The sequence below is a fragment of the Pseudomonas sp. KB_12 genome, assembly GCF_052114545.1.
Classification (GTDB): Bacteria; Pseudomonadota; Gammaproteobacteria; order Pseudomonadales; family Pseudomonadaceae; genus Aquipseudomonas; species Aquipseudomonas brassicacearum.
Genome location: NZ_JBFREY010000005.1, coordinates 174,102 through 193,229 on the forward strand (window position 1 = coordinate 174,102; position 19,128 = coordinate 193,229).

The following is a 19,128-nucleotide window of genomic DNA, read 5'->3' on the forward strand; positions in this document are numbered from 1 at the left end:
CAGGATAGTATCGGGATGTGAGGTAAAAGACAGGTCACGCCTTCAGGCCGAACACCTCGCGCAAATGCTGTTCATACCGCGCCACATCCCCGTCGATGTTCGGGCGCTTCATCACGTCCACGCACAGGAAAGTCGGCAGGCCGGTCATGCCGAGGAACTGATTGGCCTTGTGGAACGGGAAGTACACCGCGTCCACGCCCTTGGCCTCGAAGAAGTCGCTCGGGTCGTCGAAGGCTTGCTGCGGGGCGTTCCAGGTCAGCGACAACATGTACTGCTTGCCCTGGACCAGGCCACCGCTGCCGTATTTCTGCGAGGCATCGGAACGGGTCCGGCCGTCGCTGGCGTAGAGGCTGCCGTGGCCTTCGGTGAAGACTTCGTCGATGTATTTCTTCACGGTCCAGGGCGCGCCCATCCACCAACCCGGCATCTGGTAAATGATCACATCGGCCCAAAGGAACTTGGCGACTTCCTCCTTGATGTCGTAGCCGCCGTCGATGAAGGTGGTTTTCACATCAAAACCGCCACGGTCCAACACGCTGAGCGCCGTGTCGTGGAGGGTGGCGTTGTAGCGACCGTCGGAGTGAGCGAATTGTTTGCCGCCATTGAGCAACAGGACTTTTTTCATGGGGAGTCTCATCGGGTTCCACGGCATGGGCCGTCAAAGGCCGCCGCATGGAAAGGTTGAAAATGATGGCGGCAGAATAACGATGAGCTTCATGGGGAATAAGCCGTCCAACGGCAAAAGTGATTTGATCTATACGCACGAATTAACGACCGATTATTGCCTTAGACTTCGAGACCTCTTTTATCTCAGGAGCCACCTCGATGAGCGAACTGCACGGTTTCATCCTGCACGCCAAGACCCGTCCAGAAAAAGCCGAAGCCTTCGAAGCGCTGTTCCGCGCCTACGTCGAACCAAGCCGCGCCGAGCCCGGCTGCATCGAATATCACATGCTGCGGGACCAGCAGGATCCGACGCTGTTTATCTTCTATGAGATCTGGGCATCCCAGGCGCACCTGGAGGTGCACTCGAACCTGCCGCACATGCAGCAGTTCTTCGAGCAACGCATGGATTATCTGGAGCGCGACTTCGAAATCCGTCGCGTCGACATGCTCAGCCCGTCCTCGGCTAGCCGCTGATCAGCAGATGACCGCCGAGCACGCCGAGGCCGACAAAAAACACCCGCTTGAACAACACGGCGCTGATCCGCTGACGCAACCATTGCCCCAGCCACATCCCCAGCAGCGCCGGAGCCAGCGCCAGCAACGAAGCGCTCAACTCGCCCCCGCCCAGTGCGCCGCGCCACAACAGGCCGGCGGCCAGGGCCAGGGTAGAAACGGTGAATGACAGGCCCAAGGCCTGTACCAGTTCGTCCTTGCTCAGGCCCAGCGCTTGCAGATAGGGCACCGCCGGAATGACGAATACGCCAGTGGCGGATGTGATGAGGCCAGTGAGCAGCCCGCAGAGCGGAGCGATCCACGGCTCGGCACAGGCGCCGACCCGCAGCGTTGGCAGCAACAGCCCGCTCAGCGCATACAGCACGAGCGCCCCACCCAAGGCCCGCACCACCCAGGCCCCACCCGTCATGCCAAGCCACAGCGTACCGAGCCCGGTGCCAATGAAAATCGCCAGCAGCAGCGGCCACAGGCGCCGGAGCAGGGCTTGCAGATGACCGCCAAACGCCAATTGCCAGAGATTGGTCAGGGTCGCCGGGATGATGAGCAGCGCCGCAGCCTGCGCCGGGGCCATAGCCAACCCAAGCAAGCCCATGGAGATGGTCGGCAAGCCGAGGCCGATCACACCCTTGATGGTGCCGGCCAGCAGGAAGGTGCCGATGACCAGCAGGGAAAGGGCTAGACCGAGGTTTTGATAGAAAGTAATGAGTGTGTCCATGGGGGGTATCGTGCGCCCCGGGGCTTGGCTTGAAAATCTGCCATATACTGAGGGTGCCTCTCTTGCGGCAAGAGGCTGTGAATTCGCTGATGCGGCCGACGCCATCGCGAGCAAGCTCGCTCCCACATGGGATTGCATTTCAACTGTGGGAGCGAGCTTGCTCGCGATGACGATAAACCAGGCGCCACAGCACTTGAGACAGGATCCCCACCCATGCACTTCGACCTCACCGACCTGCGCCTCTACCTGAACATCCTCGACACCGGCAACATCACCGCCGGTGCGGCTCGCAGCCATTTGTCCCTGGCCGCGGCCAGCGCACGAGTGCGAGCCATGGAAGCGTCCCTGGGCATCGACCTGCTTGAACGCGGGCGGCGTGGCGTAACGCCCACTCCCGCGGGCAAAGCCCTGGCCGAGCACGCCCGGATCCTGCTGCAACAGGCCGAACGCCTGCAACAGGACCTGGCCGAATACGCCAAAGGCGTCAAAGGCCGGGTGCGGCTGCTGTGCAACACCAGCGCCATGACCGAATACCTGCCCGAGTTGCTGGCCGGTTTTCTCCAGGCCCATCCCAACCTCGACATTGACCTGCAGGAGTTGCCCAGCTCACGGATCACCCATGCGCTGCGCCAAGGCGCGGCAGACCTCGGGATCGTTTCCGACGCAGTGGACACCGAGGGCCTTCAGACCTGGCCTTTTCGCGACGATCCGCTGGTATTGATCCTACCGACCGGACACCCCCTGGCTGACGGTCGCGCCGTACGTTTCAGTGAGACCCTCAGCCACGATTATGTCGGTCTGAACGCCTCCAGCGCCCTGGCGATCCACCTGGAAGAGCAGGCCCTGCACATCGGCTCACGCATGCAAGTGCGCATTCGCGCCGAGGGTTTCGACGGGATGATTCGCATGGTGGCCCATGGTGCAGGCATTGCCATCGTGCCGAAGGCTGCCATCGACCGGCGCCCACCCGAGCCTTCGTATCAATGCGTCCCGCTGCAAGAGGCTTGGGCATACCGGGCCTTGCTGTTGTGCGCCCGCAACTTCGACGGTTTGCCTGCCTACGCCACGGCCCTGGCTCGGCATCTGGCCGATTGATGCGCGCTTCTGGATAGCCCGGTGTCGACCACAGACATCTACCCGCTCATGCCGCGCGTTAGGGTGCCTGTTCTCTTCTGCCCCTTTCGGAGCTCACATGACCGCACCCATCACCGTCCTGCGCGACACCCATCCGCTGCCCGTACTCGACGCCTGCAAATGGGAAAAACTCGAAGGCGACCCGCACACCGTCAACCTCAACGCCTACACCAGCGAAGACGGCAGCAAGATCATGGGCACCTGGATCTGCACACCCGGCAAATGGCGTGTGGATTACGTGAAGTGGGAGTACTGCCATTTCCAGGAAGGCTACTGCATCATCACCCCGGACGGCATGGCGCCGATCCATCTGCGGGCCGGTGACATCTTTGTCGTCGAGCCAGGCATGAAGGGCACCTGGGAAGTGGTCGAGACCGTGCGCAAATATTTCGTCTTTGCCTGAAACAAAAAACCGAGAGACCACCCGACATGGTCTCTCGGAAAACAACTTTGTAGATTGCGCAGCCTCTGTGGCGACGGAGCAATCTGTGGGAGCAAGGCTTGCCCGCGATGCAGGCACCTCGTTCTCTCAGAGACCGCATCGCCTGTAATCGCGGGCAAGCCTTGCTCCCACAGACAATTGCCCTTGCCACAAAAGCCCGTCGATATCGCCGCTCTTACTGCGGCTTGCGATAGCTGTTCACAATCGCCGAAAAGTCCTTGCCGCCCTCGCCCCGCTGGCTCATCGCCTGGTACAACTGCTGCGCCACCGCCCCCAGCACCACCGGCTGACGGGCCTGCCGCGCGGCTTCGGTCGCCAGGCCCAGGTCCTTGAGCATCAGGTCGGCGCCAAAGCCCCCCGTGTAGCCCCGGGACGCCGGTGCCGTTTCGATCACGCCCGGCCATGGGTTGTAGGTGTCCGAACTCCAGCAACGGCCCGTTGAACTGTTGATGATGCCGGCCAACACCTGGGTGTCGATCCCCAAGGCATCGCCCAACGCCATGGCTTCGCTGACACCGACCATGGAAATCCCCAGCAGCAGGTTGTTGCAGATCTTGGCGATCTGCCCGGTGCCGACTTCGCCACAGTGCACGATGTTACGGCCCATTTGCGCCAGCACCGGTTGCAAGGTGGCGAACAACTCGGCCGTGGCACCGACCATGAAGGTCAACGTGCCCGCCGCCGCACCACCGGTGCCACCCGAGACCGGCGCATCGGCCATCGCCACCCCTTGTTTCGCCGCGGCAGCCGCCACGTCGCGGGCGGTTTGTGGATCGATGGTGCTGCAATCCACCGCTGGCGTACCGGCAGCGATGCCGGCCAGCACACCGTCTTCACCCAGCCAGACACTGCGCACATGGGCGGCGGCCGGCAGCATGGTGATCACCAGGGCAGCGCCCTGGGCCGCGTCGCGCGGCGAGGCGCTGATCGTGCCGCCCAGCGCCGCCAGTTCAGCCAGCACCGTCTGGTTCAGGTCGAACAGGTTCAGCGAATGGCCAGCCTTGAGCAGGTTGCGCGCCATGGGGGCGCCCATGTTGCCCAGGCCGATAAATGCGATGTTCATGTCCGGCTCCTTAACGCAAATTGATGGTGGTGTTCACACCGTCATTGACGCTGTCATCATCGAACCAGCGCGCGGTCACGGTCTTGGTCTGAGTGTAGAACTGCACCACTTGTTTGCCGTACGGACCAAGGTCGCCGAGTTTCGAACCGCGGGAACCGGTAAAGCTGAAGAACGGCACCGGCACCGGAATCGGAATGTTGATGCCCACCTGGCCGACGTCGATTTCGCTCTGGAATTTGCGCGCCGCCGCACCGCTCTGGGTGAACAGGCCAGTGCCGTTGCCAAACGGGTTGGCATTGACCAGGGCAATTGCCTGATCCAGGGTGTCGACTTCCAGCACCACCAGCACCGGGCCGAAGATTTCCTCGGTGTAGATACGCATGTCGGTGGTCACGCCGGAAAACAGGGTCGGGCCAACGAAATTGCCCTGCTCGAAACCCGGCACGCTGATACCACGACCATCGAGCTCCAGCTTCGCCCCTTGCTGCACGCCACTCTCGATCAATTCGAGGATCCGTGCCTTGGCGCGCTTGGAAATCACCGGGCCGACGTCAGTGCCCGGCTCGCTGCCAGCATTGACCTTGAGCTTCTGCGCCAGGGCCTTGAGCTCCGGCAACCACTGCTTGGCCGCGCCCACCAGCACCACCACGGAAGTGGCCATGCAACGCTGGCCCGCCGCGCCGAAACCGGCGCCGACCAAGGCGTTGAGGGTCTGTTCACGATTGGCATCAGGCAACACCACCGCGTGGTTCTTGGCGCCCATCATCGACTGCACGCGCTTGCCGTGACGACCCGCCAGGTCATACACGTGGGTGCCAACTGCCGTCGAACCGACGAATGAAACCGCCTTGATGTCCTTGTGTGTGCAGAGCGCATCCACCACATCCTTGCCGCCATGCACCACGTTGAGCACGCCCGCCGGCACGCCGGCCTCTATGGCCAGTTCCACCAGGAGCATGGTCGACAGCGGGTCCTGTTCCGATGGCTTGAGCACAAAGGTGTTACCGCAGGCGATGGCCATCGGGAACATCCACAGCGGAATCATCGCCGGGAAGTTGAACGGGGTAATGCCCGCGCACACACCAATCGGTTGGCGCAGGGTGTAGGTGTCAACGCCACCGGCAACGTTCTCGGCAAATTCGCCCATCTGCAGGGTGCCGATGGAACAGGCGTGCTCGACCACTTCCAGGCCACGGAAAATATCGCCTTCGGCATCAGCGATGGTCTTGCCCTGTTCGGCGCTGAGCACCGCGGCGATGCGCTTGGAATGCTCGCGGATCAACGCCTGGAGCTTGAGCATGATGCGCATCCGCGCGCCGATGGGCGTCAGTTTCCAGGTCTGGAAAGCACGCTGGGCAGCGGCGATGGCGGCATCGACTTCCGAGGCCGTGGCGAACGGAACCTTCGCCAACACCTGCTGGGTGGCCGGGTTGACGATGTCGTGCCATTCACTGGATTGGGATTCAACCCACTCGCCATCGATCAGCAGTCTGACGGTTTGCAGGGTGGTGTCGCTGGGCGTAAGGGAAACGTTCATGCTGGCCTCCGGGATTGTTCTTATAGAGAGCGTTGGTTCAGCAAAAACCAAGGTGCACGGGACACGCTTGGTGATGGGACTGTTTTTGGAGTATAGATGTGCAAACTTCTAATAAGAATGCACATAAAAGCCGGTCCAACATGCAAAAAAACATCACCTCCCTGGGGTCGCTGAACTGGGACGACCTCAAGTTTTTCCTCGAAGTGGCCCGCACCCGCAAGGCCAGCACGGCCGCCAAGCGCCTGGCCGTCGACTACACCACGGTGTCGCGACGCATCAGCTCGCTGGAAGCCTCGTTGGGCACGCTGCTGTTCGAGAAATCCCGGACCAACGGTTTTGTCCTGACGGCCGAGGGCCAGCGCCTGCTGGGTTACGCCGAATCGATCGAAAGCACCCTGCACATGGCCTGCGAACAGGTCTCAGGCTCCGGCGTCGCGCTGTCCGGCCACGTGCGCATGGGCTGCACCGAAGGCTTCGGCAGCTTCTTCATCACCCCGCAACTGAGCCACTTCGTCGACGCCTACCCGGCCATTTCGGTAGACATTCTCCCGCTGCCGCACTTCATCAGCCTCTCCAAGCGCGAAGCCGACATCGTCATCGCCCTCGAACGCCCCGAACACGGCCCCTATGTGTGCTGCAAATTGTGCGACTACCGACTGCAGCTCTACGCCACCCAGTCCTACCTGGACAACCACCCACCCATCCAGCGCCCGGCCGACCTGGGCAAGCACTCGTTCATCAGCTACGTGGATGACCTGGCGTTCAGTTCCGAATTGCTCTACCTGGCCAACGTACTACCCGGCGCCAATGCCCACCTGCGCAGCACCAGCGTGATCGCGCAATTCGTGGCAGCGCAGCAAGGCCGCTCACTGGCCATCCTGCCCTGCTTCCTCGCCGCCCAGGACCCACGGCTGTTGCCGGTGTTGCCGGAGGACATCACCGTCACCCGGCAATTCTGGATGTACTGCCGTGAGGACTTGAGGAAGCTGAAGCGGATTACGTTGTTGTGGGATTACATTCGCGAGGTGACTGAACAGAACCAGCCACTGCTGATGGGCGACAGCCGGGAGATGGTGTTCGCCGACTAGTCGGCGCTGACCACGATGGCGACACGGCGGTTTTCGGTGCGGCCGCTGGCGGTGTCGTTGGAGGCGACCGGTTTGCTACTGCCCAGGCCGCGCAGTTGGACGTTCTCTTCGCGCATGCCAACGCTTGTCAGCACCTTGCTCACGCTGGCGGCCCGCCGCTTCGACAGTTGTTCGTTGTAGGCCTGTGAGCCCGATGCGTCGGTATGGCCATCGACACGTACCCGCTGGATTCCCGCCCCCAGCAGTGCCTTGCCGATACGCTCGACGATTTCGGTACTGGCCGGGTTGAGGTTTTCCACATCGCTGCCAAACAGCACCTTGCCCGACAAACCGAAGGCCCAGCCATCGTCAGTCAGCTCGAAACCTTGTTGCTTGAGTACGGCAATTTGCGCCGGGGTCAGGCCTTTCGGCGGTGCTGTCTGGCAACCGCTCAGGACCACGACGGCAAGCAGGAAAAGCGCCGAGAACCAGCGCAGGGAAAATTGAAGGGATGAACGCACGAGTCAGCTCCTGGTTTGAAGATCAGCGACGGAGTGATCCGACTCCGCCGTATGTTGACCGCCTCGGGCGAGGCGTTTGGCTTGATACATGGCCGCATCGGCGGCGTGGAGCAGGGTGCCCGGTGTGGCACCATCATCCGGGTAAACGGCAATGCCGATACTGAGGGAGGTCAACACGGAGGCGTTGCCGGGCAATTGAATCGGCATTTCCATGCTGGCGATGATTTTTTCAGCGATCCGCTCGGCGTCCTCGGCGTTGTGCAGGGGCGCCAGCAGCACGGCGAATTCATCGCCGCCCAGGCGTGCGACCAAGTCGTCTTCACGCAACTGTGCCCGGACCCGGGTCGCCACGGCCGTCAGCACCGCGTCACCGGCAGCGTGGCCGAAATTGTCATTGATGCCCTTGAACCGGTCGCTGTCCAGGTACAACACGGCCACTTGCTCGTTGAGCTTGCTGGCGTTGCGCAAGGCGCGGATCAGCCGGCCTTCGAAAAACGCCCGGTTCGGCAAGCCGGTCAAACTGTCGTGACTGGCCTGGTGGGCCAGGGTTTCGTTTTCGCTTTGCAGGTGGGTCTGCCAGGACTCCAGTTCCTCGAGCAGTGCATTGAAGTCATTGGCCAGATTATCCAGTTCGGCGATGGCGGCCGGCGGCACCCGCCGGTCCAGGGCCCGCTCGCTGCGTGCCGCGTGAGCCACTTCGGCCAGGCTGCGCAATGGTCCGGTGATCGCCCGCAACTGGCGCCGCGCCAGATAAAGCGCCACCCAGGCACTCACCGCCGTGCATAAGATAATCCCCGTCAGGCCGCTGAGCAGAAAGCGCAAAAGGCTGCCGCCATGCCCCGCCAGCACGATGCGGCCGATGTTCTGTCCTTGGTGAACGATTGGCAGGCTGATGGGCTTCTCCAGGAATGCCTTGGCAATGTGCACTTCCAGCCCCGACAACAGGCCTGTTTCCGGTCGCTGCCAACGCGCCAACAGACGGCCATGTTCATTGAGCACCTGGGCATCGGCGACCTCTTCGGTGGAGGCGATCAAGGCCAGCGCCTCGGTGGCCGCCGCCGCGTCATCGAATACCACGGCGGCTTCCACGGTGTAGTTGATCGAACGGGCGATCAGGTGCAGGTTGTGATCGGCGTAGACCCGCAACGCAAGCACCCCCAGCAACGTCAGGGAAACACTGGCCATGGTGATCGCCACCAACGCGACAATCAGGTGGCCGCGCCCGATGACCGAGCCCAGGGTGGGAAGGATCCGCGATTTGGACAGGCTCATGGTACTGCCGGCCTGCGACGGGAAAGCTGCAGAACGCTCGGATGGATACGCACGCCACTGCGCGCTACCGAGTCGAGGTTGACCTCGAACGATACCTGCTCATCACCGACCCGCAGACAGAACAGGCTCCCCACGGTGCACTGGTCACCGCCTTCGCTGATGCTCAACACGGGCTTGCCGATCAGGGAGTCAAACAGACGGGTGCGCTCGTCGCTGGTCAGCCTGCCGATGTAGACGGCGTTGCAATCCGTAGCGATGTTGGGGTGATCGGCCAGCAATCGCTGTACGGCCACCGGTCGACCGGTGGCCTGGGTGGTGCCTTTGACCAGGTCGTCGGTGTATTGGGTCGGGCCGACGATGCACAGTTGCAACTGCGCAGGCTCCACTGGCCAGCGCGCGTAGCTGAGAATGCCCAAGACGACTTGAGTGACCGATTCGGCCCGCTGTTCAGCCCGGCTCGTGGAGGGTGGATCTTCGGCAAGCACCATAGGCGACAGCAACCACAGAAGACCGGCAAGCAGATAATGCCCCCACTCCTTGCTGCGCACCGCCTCCCGAACCGCCACTTTCATGGAAAATCTCTTGGTCATACGATAAGTGTCGGAACGATAGCACAGTGCCAAAAAGCCAGCGAGCCGGCGCCCTACGGACATATCTGACAGAAAACAGTCAGAATCGTGACTCCGGCATCGAATCACGAAAGCTGATCATTCAGTCATCCCCCTCCAACTCCAACATGAGCCCGCTCAAACGCTTGACCTTGCGCCGCACCGCCTCCTCGAACACCCCCGCTCGTGGCTCTATCAGGCTGAACCATTGCTTGCCCCGGGTAATGGCGGTGTACACCAACTCCTTGGTCAATACCGGGTTCAGCGCATCCGGGAGGATCAACGCGGTATGGGTGAATTCCGAGCCCTGGGATTTATGCACCGTCATGGCATACACGGTTTCCACATCATTCAGGCGGCTGGGCAGGACGAAACGCACACCGCCCTGGCCATCGTTGCGCGGGAAAGCGACCCGCAGAACCTGTTTACCGGCATCGGGGCCGTCACGCTCGGGCAACTTGAGGGCGATACCGATATCGCCGTTCATCAGCCCCAGCCCATAGTCATTGCGGGTCATCAACACCGGGCGCCCTTCGTACCACTGGTGATCGCTATCGATAAGGCGGGCCTTGAGCAAGGCGGCGGTGATTCGCAGGTTCAGTCCTTCGACGCCCCACGGACCTTTGCGCACCGCGCAAAGCAATTGGAATTCGTCGAAGGCCGCCAGGACTTCCCGGGCCCAATCGGCCCAGCAACGGTCTTCCAGCGGGCGAGAAATGGCCGGGCGTCGCTGCCGTAGCAGGCTCAGGTAATGCCGATAACCCTGGGGCCCATCTGGCTTGCCGTCGAGCAGCAGCTTTTCCAGTTTCGTGTCGTGTTCACTCGCCAATTTCAGGGAAGACAGATCGGCATGCTGCCCTTGCTCCAGCAACTGACGGGCTTTTTCAGGCTGCTGCTGGTTGACCCAGCGAGCCAGCTGACCAATCCCGCTGCCTTCGCCGAAGCGCCGGGAATGCCTGAGCATGACCACTTGCTGTGCCAGGGGATGAGTGCCGTCGAGGTCCTGTTGCAGGTCACTGGCCGCCAGGTTTTCACCACTGGCCGACTCAAGCCAGGCTCGGGTCCGGGGGCTGTACCAGCCCTCCTCGGCGTCTCGACACAAATCCCCCAGCACCGCACCGGCTTCAACGGAGGCCAACTGGTCCTTGTCCCCCAGCAACACCAACCGTGCATGGGCCGGCAGGGCATCCAGAAGATTGGCCATCATCTCCAGGTCGATCATCGACGCTTCATCGACCACCAGCACATCCAGTGGCAAGCGATTGCCTGCATGGTGGCGAAAATGCCGGGTGCCCGGGCGGCTGCCCAGCAAACGATGGACTGTCGTGACGTCGCAGGGAATCCGTTCGCGCACCGCGTCGTCCACATCCAGGGTCCGGACCTGCTGGCTGATGGACTCGGTCAGGCGCGCCGCCGCCTTGCCGGTTGGCGCAGCCAGGCGAATCCGCAGCGGCTTCCCGGCCTCGACGGCCGGAGCCTGCAGAAGGGCCAGCAGGCGCACAACGGTCGTGGTCTTGCCGGTGCCCGGGCCGCCGGTCACGATGCTGAAGGCCCCTCGTGTCGCCAGCGCGCAGGCCAGTTTCTGCCAGTCGATCGGGCCGCTGGCATTGGCCGGCCCGAACAACCCGTCCAAGCGCTCGCGCAGGTCGCCGGGCGCCGCTTCATGCTCGATAAGCCGTTGACGCAACGCTTCATCGATTCGCCGTTCATAACCCCAGTAGCGGCGCAGATAAAGACGTTTGCCGGACAGCACCAACGGGCGTTGCTGCGCCTCTTCGCTCCCATCCACGGCCAGGGCCACCAGACGACTGGACGCCAGGGCCTTGCACCAATGGACGCCGTCCAGTGTCGCCAATATTTGCGATGGCAACAGCATCACGCCCGTCTGCAGGTCACCCTCGGGAGGCAGCGACAGCGCAAAATCCGGTTCCTTGAGGGTCTCGAACACATCCAGGCAAACATGCCCGTGACCCAGTTGATGGCTGGTCAACGCAGCAGCGAGCAGAACCAAAGGATCATCGTCGGGCGCCAGTTCATGGAGGAACGCCACGAATGCCTTGTCCAGGGCGCGCAACCAGCCGCGCTCGACCCAGCGCGTCAATAACAACAGCAGGTCCTGCGCACGGCTCAAGGGCGCCAACTCCACCAGGCTTTCGTCGTCGGACGATTTGGGCAGCAGGTCGGCAAAAGAACGACTCATAGCAACTCTCCCTGTACCCACGCCGGTTCAGCCTTGGGTTCGGGCGCCCCCTGGAACAGGCGATCCAGTTGTTCGATCAATGCCCGTGGCGGCTTGGTGAAATACACCCCCTGACTGGCTGAGCGGGTTCCGCGAAGGAACAGGTACAACGCGCCGCCGACATGCCGGTCGTAGTCGTAATCGGGGAGCCGTGCCTTGAGCTGGCGATGCAGGGCCAACAGGTACAGCACGTATTGCAGGTCGTAGCGATGGTCCAGGATCGACTGTTCCATGGCCGGTACGGTGTAGGCCATGTCATCGACACCCAGCCAGTTGGATTTGTAATCGGCCACGTAGTACCGGCCGTCGTGCTCGAACGTCAGATCGATGAAGCCCTTGAACATGCCGTTGAGCAGCACCGGTTCTGCCGCGACGCGGGCCACACCACCATGGGTGAACCGGCAAACCAGTTGGTCGAGCTTTTGCACATCGACCTTGTGGCTGGCGAACCAGAACTCCATCTCGACCTGGAATCGGCTCAGCTGTTCGAGCACCACTGGCGCCTGGTCGTCGCCGACGTGCATGGGCATCTTGATCAGGTGCTGCAGCCAATCGCTCAGCGTGGTGATCCAGCCTTTCCAGCCTCGGCGATTGCAGCGTCGGGCAATGGCATCCTCGATATCCGTTGGCGCCGATGAAAAGCCCTCCCCTGCGGCCCACTCCAGCAGGCCATGCAGGAAAGTGCCGGGGTTGGGGCCACGGGGAAAGCGGTGGATGTCGCCACCGACAGCGACGGTCTCCCTGGGCGCGTCCGGGTCCAGTCGTTCATCGTCGAACAGTTTCTGGGCCTGGGGACTCTCTGGCGCGGTATCGCTGCCTTCGCTCAGGCTTTCGCTGATGCGCAAGGCACTGTAGGACGCGATCCACCAGTTCTCGCTGGCTTTTCGCAAGGGTACCAAGGGTTCAAGCAACACGGCTTCGTTGCGCGGGGCCCGGTAGTGCTCGTCGGTGGCCTCAGGCATTGGCTGGTAGCTCACCGCGTCACTGCCTTGTTGCAGGTCTTCCAGCCAACGCCTCAATTCCACCGACTCGGCCAGCGGCGCACCACCACCCAACAAGTACCCCAGCGCGGACACATGGAGGATCGAGCGGTTGTTGCTGCCCCGCTTGAGATCCGCGACACCAAGCCAGCAGGCATGTTGTGCGCGGGTCAATGCCACGTAGAGAAGCCGCAGATCCTCGGCCAGACGCTCGTCATCGGCCTTGGCGATCAATTCGGCCGTGGGCTTGAGGCTGATCTGCGCCTTGTTGGCCTCGTCGTGGTAGTGCAATGGCAATCGACTGCCGTCCACCGGTTTCGTCGAACAGATAAAGGGCAAGAAGACCAACGGATATTCGAGGCCCTTGGACTTGTGGATCGTGACCACCTTGACCAGTTGCTCATCGCTTTCCAGGCGCAGGATCTGCTCTTCTCCCGCTTGCCCGGACAAAGCCAGGTGCTCGGACAAATGCCGGATCAAGGCTTGTTCGCCATCCAATTCACCGGCGGCCTGCTGCAACAGTTCGCAAAGGTGCAACAAGTTGGTCAGCACCCGCTCGCCATCGCTGCGCACCATCAAGGCCTGGGGCAGTTCGAAATCATGCAGCAGGCGTCGCAACATCGGCAGCACGCCCTGGCTGCGCCAGACCGTACGATAACTGCGGAACTGCATGACCCGGGCTTCCCAGGCCAGCTCATCCTGGTTGAGACGTTCCAGTTCCGTCAGCGACAGATTCAACGTGATGCTGGCCAGGGCTGCCCGTAGCGGTCGTTCGGCATCCGGCTCGGCACAGGCCCTGAGCCAGATCAGCAAGTCCCGCGCTTCCTGCGAGGCAAAGACCGAATCCTTGTCGGACAGATACACGCTGCGCACGCCTCGCGCGGACAACGCGTCTCGCACCGCCTGCGCTTCTTTACCATCGCGCACCAGGATGGCGATATCTGCCGGGCGCACGCCTCGCAGCACTTTTCCATCGACCGTGAAGCCGTCGCGCCCCGACTGGCCGCCGTTGAGCAACGCCGTGATTTCACTGGCGCAGGCGGCCGCCATGGATTGTCGATACACCGCACCGGAAAGTGGCTGGTCCGACGACAGGTGCCAGATGTTCAGCGCCGCGACCGCCTGCCCAGCGACCTGCAAGGACTCCTTGCGCCCCTGGGACTCGACGGACAGGAACGGCACCGGGTTCTCGTCCGACGGCTCACGGAACAGAAAAGCCCCACGCCCCTTCGGGCGGGACTCGGCATTCTGGAAAACATGGTTTACCGCGCCGACCATGGCATGGCTGGAACGGAAGTTCGTGCCCAGCGTGTGCAGCCTGCCAGCAGTGGCTTCGCGAGCGCGCAGGTAGGTATAGATGTCGGCGCCGCGAAAAGCGTAGATCGCCTGCTTCGGATCGCCGATCAGGAAAAGTCCGGTCCCGGGGTCGTTGTCTTCGATGCGGTAGATGCTTTCGAAGATCCGGTACTGAACCGGGTCGGTGTCCTGGAACTCATCGATCAGCGCCACCGGAAACTGTTCGCGGATCAGGCTCGCCAGACGCTCGCCTCCGTCGGCCTGCAGGGCTGCATCGAGACGCAGCAGCATGTCATCGAAGCCCATCTCGGCGCGGCGACGTTTCTCTGCCTCGAAGCGCGCCCCGACCCATTGCGCGGCATGCTGCAACACGGCGGCATCTGGCGTGGGCAACGCATCCAGGCTGGTCTTGAGACTGGCCATGGCGTCCAGCCCGGGATGGTTGGGCACTTCACCTTTCCAGGCTTCGGCCATGCCCTCGGGCGTCAACCGCGTGAATCCGGTACCGATGTCCAACAGCTCGAGGCTTTCGTCATCGACCCAGGCAGTGATTTTCTGAAACCATGGCTCGAAGTAACGCGCCTGCATCTTGCGCCCGTCGACAGCCTTGCTGGCCACGCCTTGCTGGCAGATCTCCAACAGTTCCACCGCCCATTGCCGCCACGGCGCCTTGAGATCGAGCAAGGCGGCACTGCGCTCCTGCAAGGCCGCGGCGATGAGTTCGGCAGGCTCAAGCCCGTCGCCGTCGCTACGCTCGCTGGAAAACAAACCTCGCACCCGCGGCAACAGCGCAGCAGGCCCTCCCCAATGAGTACGTACCCAGTTCAGCGCCTCGCCTTGCATCGAATAGCAGAACAACCGCCAATAATCGCGCAGCACCTCGCCCAGCAATTCGCTGTGGTCGGTTTCCAGGGTCTGGGTGAACAGGCTACCGCTGTCGAAGGCATGCTCACGCAACATGCGCTGGCACCAACTGTGGATGGTCGAGACGGCCGCTTCGTCCATCCACTGCGCAGCGATGTCCAGCCGGTTCGCGCAACCAGGCCATTGCTCAGCGCTGAATTCATCGCGCAACGCGGCGATCAGCGAATCCGGGGCTGGAATCTCGTCGCGAAAAAAACGTGCGGCTTCGGCCAGACGAGTGCGAATTCGTTCACGCAACTCCTTGGTGGCAGCGTCCGTAAAGGTCACCACCAGGATTTGCGGTGGAAGCAACTCGCGGCCGAAGCCGGACGCCGAACCGCCATGCCCCAGCACCAGACGCAGGTACAACGCCGAAATGGTAAAGGTCTTGCCGGTACCGGCGCTGGCCTCGATCAGTTGGCTGCCCCGCAGCGGGAAAGCCAGGGCCAATGGTGCCTGCTGACTCATGAACGGGCCTCCTCGCTGACCAATGAACGCCATGGGGCTTCGAGCAATGGTCGGTAGAGTGCATCGCACCAATCGGGAAATGTTTCGTCAGCCATCAAGGCATCGAAATCAGCAAACTGTCGAGCCAACGCCGGACTTTCCCGCCGCTCGCCTTCAAACGTCTGTCCATCGCCCTCATAGGCTTTGCGAGCCGCCGCTTCGGCCTTGCCCGGATCAGTCTGGCCGAGCCAGGCGAAAGCCGTCTTAACCGCGATCGGTAGCGGCTGGCGCATACCGGTCTGCCAGGCCAGCAGCATGTCGCCCAGTAGCCTTTGTGCGACAGGCTCTTCAAAAGGTGCCAGCAGCAAGCTGTCATCACTGGCCACCAGTGCCGTCGTCAACGACAAGCCATTAGCGCAGGCCACGAGATGGTTGACCCAAGGTCGTATCAGGCGATGCCACTTACGGGTCTTGGTGGAGCCGATGCTGTTGGGTATGGCCGTGATGGCGAGGACCGCACCGTCGGAACGCTGGTGCAAACCGCTGAGCCAGCCCTCGACATTCACTCCCTGCAATTGCAGGCTGACTGGCACAGCGCTGACCGACGGTGTCGGCCATAACGCCAGAAGCTGTTGGTACCGCTGGAGCAGATCCGGCAGAGGTTCGATCAATTCACGCTGCATGCATTCACCGAAACCGGCCATGGGTAACAGGCCGCTGTTCTGCAGTCTTTTGGCGTGAGCGGTAAGGGCAAGATCCGGTTGGTCCAGGCGTACCAGGGCGGCCTCGAGCAAGCTGTCACTCAGGCTGTAGCGTTGCAGCGCATCGAGCACGAAAGGTTCGTCATCGGCCAGAGGCGCTTCGATGGCCTCGAAGAACACTTTCAGCCGCTGGCTGAAGAAATGGCGGACAGGATTGCGCAGGAAGTCCTGCAACTGACCGAGGCCCAAGGGTTCTTCCTGAACGTAAGGCTCCAGCACCTGGGTTGTGTCGGCGTCATCGGAGATGTCGTGGAGCATTCGCCATTCGCTGGCGTAACTGAACAGCGCATCGCCTTGATGGAAATAACGCGCACTGAACGGTTGCAGCGGATGCTCCTGGGTCAGGGCATCGAGAAGAGGCTTGCTGTCATCTGCCAACCGCCAGCCACCGGCGAGATGATCGCGCAGTTGGCCGATCAACACCGATGCCGGGCGCTCGCTGTTGTCGCGAATACTGCGCCCCACCCAACTGATGTACAGCTTTTCACGGGCAGAAAGCAGCGCTTCCAACAGCAGGTAACGGTCGTCCTCACGGCGGGAACGATCACCCGGACGATAATCGCCACCCATCAGGTCGAAGTCCAAAGGCGGCTGGGCTCTCGGGTAATCACCATCATTCATCCCCAGCAGGCACACCAGCTTGAAGGGGATCGCGCGCATCGGCATCAAGGTACAGAAGTTGACTGCGCCGGCCAGGAAGCGCTGGGACAGTCGCCCCTGATCCAGTCCGGCCAACCACGCCTCTCGCACCACCGTCAGCGGCAATTCATCGTGCAGCCCCACCGACTCACAGGTTTCCAGCCAGGTTTCACGCAAGTCTTCGAGTTGGGCCAGCAAATAGTCGTCATGCTCGTTGCTTGCCTGGAAAAACAGCTGTATCAGATCTTGCAGGCGTGAACCCCATTGCTGCGGCGATGCCGGCCGGGTGAGTTCATGATGGGCGACTTCCAGGGCATCCAGCAAAGCAACCAAGGGACCAATCAACGCCGCATCCAGGCCACCGATCTCGTCATAAGGCTCAATGCCCTCATAAGCGTTCGAACTGCCGACGGCATACCCCAGCAACATGCGACGCAAGCCGAAATGCCAGCTGTTCTGCTCAAGCTCGGCAGGCAGGCCCAAGCCGGCACGGTGCTCGGCACTCATCCCCCAACGAATGCCTGCCCCTTCGATCCAGCGGTGCAGTGTCGGCAGGTCGGCCTCATCGATGCCAAACCGTTCGCGCAACGCCGGGACATCCAGCAGATCGAGGATTTCGCTGACTGGAAAACGACTGTCCGGCAGCTTGAGCAAATGCTCGACGGCGATCAGCAGTGGATCACGTCCACGCTGGCCCTGGTCGGTCAACGTGAAGGGGATGAACCGCGGGTCGCTCCTGTCGAGCTGGCCGAACACTGCGCGAATGTGCGGTGCATAACTGTCGATGTCCGGGACCATGACGATGATATCCCGTGGGCGCAGGGTCGGATCCGCACTGAAGTGGGCCAGCAATTGGTCGTGGAGAATTTCAACCTCGCGCTGGGCGCCATGCGCCACATGAAAACGGATCGAGCCGTCTCGCTCCGGATCGACGACAGGCCAGTGTTCCCGGGTTTCATTCAGGGGGCGCAGCTCCAGGATGTCATCCTGCAACTGGCTGAGAAGGGTCGTGGGGGTCCCATCAGTGAACAGGTCGATTCGCCCATCGCGAAATACCGAGCGATAGCTGTTGGGGTCATCGTAGCTGTCGAGCAGGTTGATATAGTCGCGCCCTTGCTTGCCCCAGGCGGCCAATAACGGATGGGCATGCTGATGCAGGGTTTGCGGATCGAGGACGACGGGCATGCCAGCCTTGCGTGCCTGGCGCTTGTATTGGTGACGCAACAAATCCTTGTCGGCGACGATGTCCGCCCAATGATGGCGACACGGGTTATGCACGCAGAGCAGAACCTGGCTGAACCGGGAAAGGCCGGCGAGCGCCTCCAGGACCTGGGCAGGCAACGAAGAAATACCAAACACGATGACCCGTGCGGGCAGGCCTTTCGGAGCGGTTTCCAGGCTGTTGATACGTTCGATATAGCGCTGATGAACGCCGGCACGGCTTTGCGCCATGCCTTGCTCCCCCACATCCAGCAACAAGGCTCGCCACAGTTCCGCTTGCCAGCAATTTGCCGGCGCGAGCGGCTTTATTTCACCTCGGACATTTCTGGTCTGGTGTCGACCTTCCGCCCAATCCTCAAGCCAGTCGGCCCGGTAGACCTGGTACTGGTCGAACAGATCGGCAAGACGCTCGGACAGTTGATAGCGCTTGCGCAAGTCGGTGTCGTGGGTAAGGAATCGTCGCAGAGGTTCGAAATGAGGCTGCTCGATCAACTGCGGCAGCAGACGCATCAGGCGCCAGGTTAACGGAGCCTTATCCAGCAGGGACTTGGCCGGAATTTCATCGCGTCCCAGGACTGTTCGATAAAGTTGCCACATGAAACTGCCCGGCAGTTGCACATCAATGGCAGCCGCAATACCGCAACCGCCAGAATCATCGTCTTCCGGGTCTTCAGCCAGTGCGAGTTTGAGCCATTGGGCAATGCCATTGCTCTGTACCAGAGCGATTTCATTTTCAAGGGGGGACAGCGGATAGCGCCGCATCAAGCTGATTACCAAGCTGCGCAACTCATCAAGGCGGTTCCCGTGAACCACCATGAAAGCTGGGCTGAGGGACGTTGCGTCCGGCATGAAAGGCATCCTTGAAAATGCAAAAGCTAGGGGCAGAACCTTAGCACTGTCGGGGGGTTGTGACAGCCGGGAGCTATCCGCGCTTGTCGTAAGAACTTTCCTGCGGGCAAAACAAAACCCCTACCTGCATCAGCAGATAGGGGTTTCGGAATTTAATCTTGACGATGACCTACTCTCACATGGGGAAACCCCACACTACCATCGGCGATGCATCGTTTCACTGCTGAGTTCGGGATGGGATCAGGTGGTTCCAAT

General features: G+C 61.7%; 14 protein-coding genes and 1 rRNA gene. 4 read left to right on the forward strand and 11 right to left on the reverse strand.

What is annotated here, in order from left to right; all coding sequences use genetic code 11:
- Nucleotides 1-34: 34 nt before the first annotated feature.
- Nucleotides 35-625 (reverse strand): NAD(P)H-dependent oxidoreductase, encoded by a 591-nt coding sequence (locus AB4Z20_RS04740; RefSeq protein WP_442089424.1) that lies wholly within the window; start codon nucleotides 623-625, stop codon nucleotides 35-37.
- Nucleotides 626-825: 200 nt separating this feature from the next.
- Between AB4Z20_RS04740 and AB4Z20_RS04745 the strand changes: the two genes are divergently transcribed.
- Nucleotides 826-1,140, forward strand: coding sequence for a putative quinol monooxygenase (locus AB4Z20_RS04745; RefSeq protein WP_253471452.1), 315 nt, complete (start codon nucleotides 826-828; stop codon nucleotides 1,138-1,140).
- On the opposite strand, the gene AB4Z20_RS04750 is transcribed toward AB4Z20_RS04745, so the two are convergent.
- A complete protein-coding gene (locus tag AB4Z20_RS04750; RefSeq protein ID WP_442089425.1) occupies nucleotides 1,130-1,894 on the reverse strand; it encodes a sulfite exporter TauE/SafE family protein in 765 nt (254 codons plus the stop codon). The two genes, AB4Z20_RS04745 and AB4Z20_RS04750, sit on opposite strands and share 11 nt — an antisense overlap.
- A gap of 213 nt (nucleotides 1,895-2,107) precedes the next feature.
- Between AB4Z20_RS04750 and AB4Z20_RS04755 the strand changes: the two genes are divergently transcribed.
- Together AB4Z20_RS04755 and AB4Z20_RS04760 are read left to right on the forward strand one after the other, a co-directional pair.
- Nucleotides 2,108-2,989 carry a LysR substrate-binding domain-containing protein gene (locus AB4Z20_RS04755; protein WP_253471448.1) on the forward strand — a complete coding sequence of 294 codons (882 nt, stop codon included), beginning with the start codon at nucleotides 2,108-2,110 and terminating at the stop codon, nucleotides 2,987-2,989.
- A 97-nt stretch (nucleotides 2,990-3,086) separates the two neighbouring features.
- On the forward strand, nucleotides 3,087-3,431 hold the full coding sequence (locus tag AB4Z20_RS04760; protein WP_003197542.1) for a cupin domain-containing protein: 345 nt from the start codon (nucleotides 3,087-3,089) through the stop codon (nucleotides 3,429-3,431).
- Nucleotides 3,432-3,645: 214 nt separating this feature from the next.
- On the opposite strand, the gene mmsB is transcribed toward AB4Z20_RS04760, so the two are convergent.
- Nucleotides 3,646-4,533, reverse strand: coding sequence for a 3-hydroxyisobutyrate dehydrogenase (gene mmsB, locus AB4Z20_RS04765; protein ID WP_214512151.1), 888 nt, complete (start codon nucleotides 4,531-4,533; stop codon nucleotides 3,646-3,648).
- A gap of 10 nt (nucleotides 4,534-4,543) precedes the next feature.
- A complete protein-coding gene (locus tag AB4Z20_RS04770) occupies nucleotides 4,544-6,070 on the reverse strand; it encodes a CoA-acylating methylmalonate-semialdehyde dehydrogenase (RefSeq protein WP_003197536.1) in 1,527 nt (508 codons plus the stop codon).
- Between the two features lie 140 nt (nucleotides 6,071-6,210).
- On the opposite strand from AB4Z20_RS04770, the gene AB4Z20_RS04775 reads away from it, so the two are divergent.
- The gene (locus AB4Z20_RS04775) at nucleotides 6,211-7,158 is read left to right on the forward strand and encodes a LysR family transcriptional regulator (RefSeq protein WP_046063064.1); all 948 of its coding nucleotides are present in this window, start codon (nucleotides 6,211-6,213) and stop codon (nucleotides 7,156-7,158) included.
- Here the strand turns inward: AB4Z20_RS04775 and AB4Z20_RS04780 are convergent.
- The 7 genes from AB4Z20_RS04780 to rrf form a co-directional block, all read right to left on the reverse strand.
- Entirely contained in the window at nucleotides 7,155-7,658 is a 504-nt protein-coding gene (locus AB4Z20_RS04780) for an OmpA family protein (protein WP_442089426.1), read from the reverse strand. The genes AB4Z20_RS04775 and AB4Z20_RS04780 overlap by 4 nt on opposite strands.
- A 3-nt stretch (nucleotides 7,659-7,661) precedes the next feature.
- Nucleotides 7,662-8,930 carry a diguanylate cyclase domain-containing protein gene (locus AB4Z20_RS04785; RefSeq protein WP_442089427.1) on the reverse strand — a complete coding sequence of 423 codons (1,269 nt, stop codon included), beginning with the start codon at nucleotides 8,928-8,930 and terminating at the stop codon, nucleotides 7,662-7,664.
- Entirely contained in the window at nucleotides 8,927-9,502 is a 576-nt protein-coding gene (locus AB4Z20_RS04790) for a YfiR family protein (RefSeq protein WP_253471432.1), read from the reverse strand. The genes AB4Z20_RS04785 and AB4Z20_RS04790 overlap by 4 nt, the downstream gene beginning before the upstream one ends.
- A 139-nt stretch (nucleotides 9,503-9,641) precedes the next feature.
- Entirely contained in the window at nucleotides 9,642-11,738 is a 2,097-nt protein-coding gene (gene recD, locus AB4Z20_RS04795; RefSeq protein ID WP_253471430.1) for an exodeoxyribonuclease V subunit alpha, read from the reverse strand.
- Entirely contained in the window at nucleotides 11,735-15,424 is a 3,690-nt protein-coding gene (gene recB, locus AB4Z20_RS04800; protein WP_442089428.1) for an exodeoxyribonuclease V subunit beta, read from the reverse strand. Before recB ends, recD begins: the two co-directional genes overlap by 4 nt.
- A complete protein-coding gene (gene recC, locus AB4Z20_RS04805) occupies nucleotides 15,421-18,873 on the reverse strand; it encodes an exodeoxyribonuclease V subunit gamma (RefSeq protein WP_442089429.1) in 3,453 nt (1,150 codons plus the stop codon). The genes recB and recC overlap by 4 nt, the downstream gene beginning before the upstream one ends.
- A gap of 156 nt (nucleotides 18,874-19,029) precedes the next feature.
- Nucleotides 19,030-19,128 (reverse strand): 5S ribosomal RNA (gene rrf, locus AB4Z20_RS04810); the annotation flags it as partial.

What these genes read in the sequence shown, in the direction of transcription:
- AB4Z20_RS04745 (WP_253471452.1), top strand. Translation starts at nt 826, where the DNA reads ATGAGCGAACTGCACGGTTTCATCCTGCACGCCAAGACCCGTCCAGAA.
- mmsB (WP_214512151.1), bottom strand. Translation starts at nt 4,533, where the DNA reads ATGAACATCGCATTTATCGGCCTGGGCAACATGGGCGCCCCCATGGCG.
- AB4Z20_RS04755 (WP_253471448.1), top strand. Translation starts at nt 2,108, where the DNA reads ATGCACTTCGACCTCACCGACCTGCGCCTCTACCTGAACATCCTCGAC.
- recC (WP_442089429.1), bottom strand. Translation starts at nt 18,873, where the DNA reads ATGCCGGACGCAACGTCCCTCAGCCCAGCTTTCATGGTGGTTCACGGG.
- AB4Z20_RS04790 (WP_253471432.1), bottom strand. Translation starts at nt 9,502, where the DNA reads ATGAAAGTGGCGGTTCGGGAGGCGGTGCGCAGCAAGGAGTGGGGGCAT.
- AB4Z20_RS04750 (WP_442089425.1), bottom strand. Translation starts at nt 1,894, where the DNA reads ATGGACACACTCATTACTTTCTATCAAAACCTCGGTCTAGCCCTTTCC.
- AB4Z20_RS04785 (WP_442089427.1), bottom strand. Translation starts at nt 8,930, where the DNA reads ATGAGCCTGTCCAAATCGCGGATCCTTCCCACCCTGGGCTCGGTCATC.
- AB4Z20_RS04760 (WP_003197542.1), top strand. Translation starts at nt 3,087, where the DNA reads ATGACCGCACCCATCACCGTCCTGCGCGACACCCATCCGCTGCCCGTA.
- AB4Z20_RS04740 (WP_442089424.1), bottom strand. Translation starts at nt 625, where the DNA reads ATGAAAAAAGTCCTGTTGCTCAATGGCGGCAAACAATTCGCTCACTCC.
- AB4Z20_RS04775 (WP_046063064.1), top strand. Translation starts at nt 6,211, where the DNA reads ATGCAAAAAAACATCACCTCCCTGGGGTCGCTGAACTGGGACGACCTC.
- recD (WP_253471430.1), bottom strand. Translation starts at nt 11,738, where the DNA reads ATGAGTCGTTCTTTTGCCGACCTGCTGCCCAAATCGTCCGACGACGAA.
- AB4Z20_RS04770 (WP_003197536.1), bottom strand. Translation starts at nt 6,070, where the DNA reads ATGAACGTTTCCCTTACGCCCAGCGACACCACCCTGCAAACCGTCAGA.
- recB (WP_442089428.1), bottom strand. Translation starts at nt 15,424, where the DNA reads ATGAGTCAGCAGGCACCATTGGCCCTGGCTTTCCCGCTGCGGGGCAGC.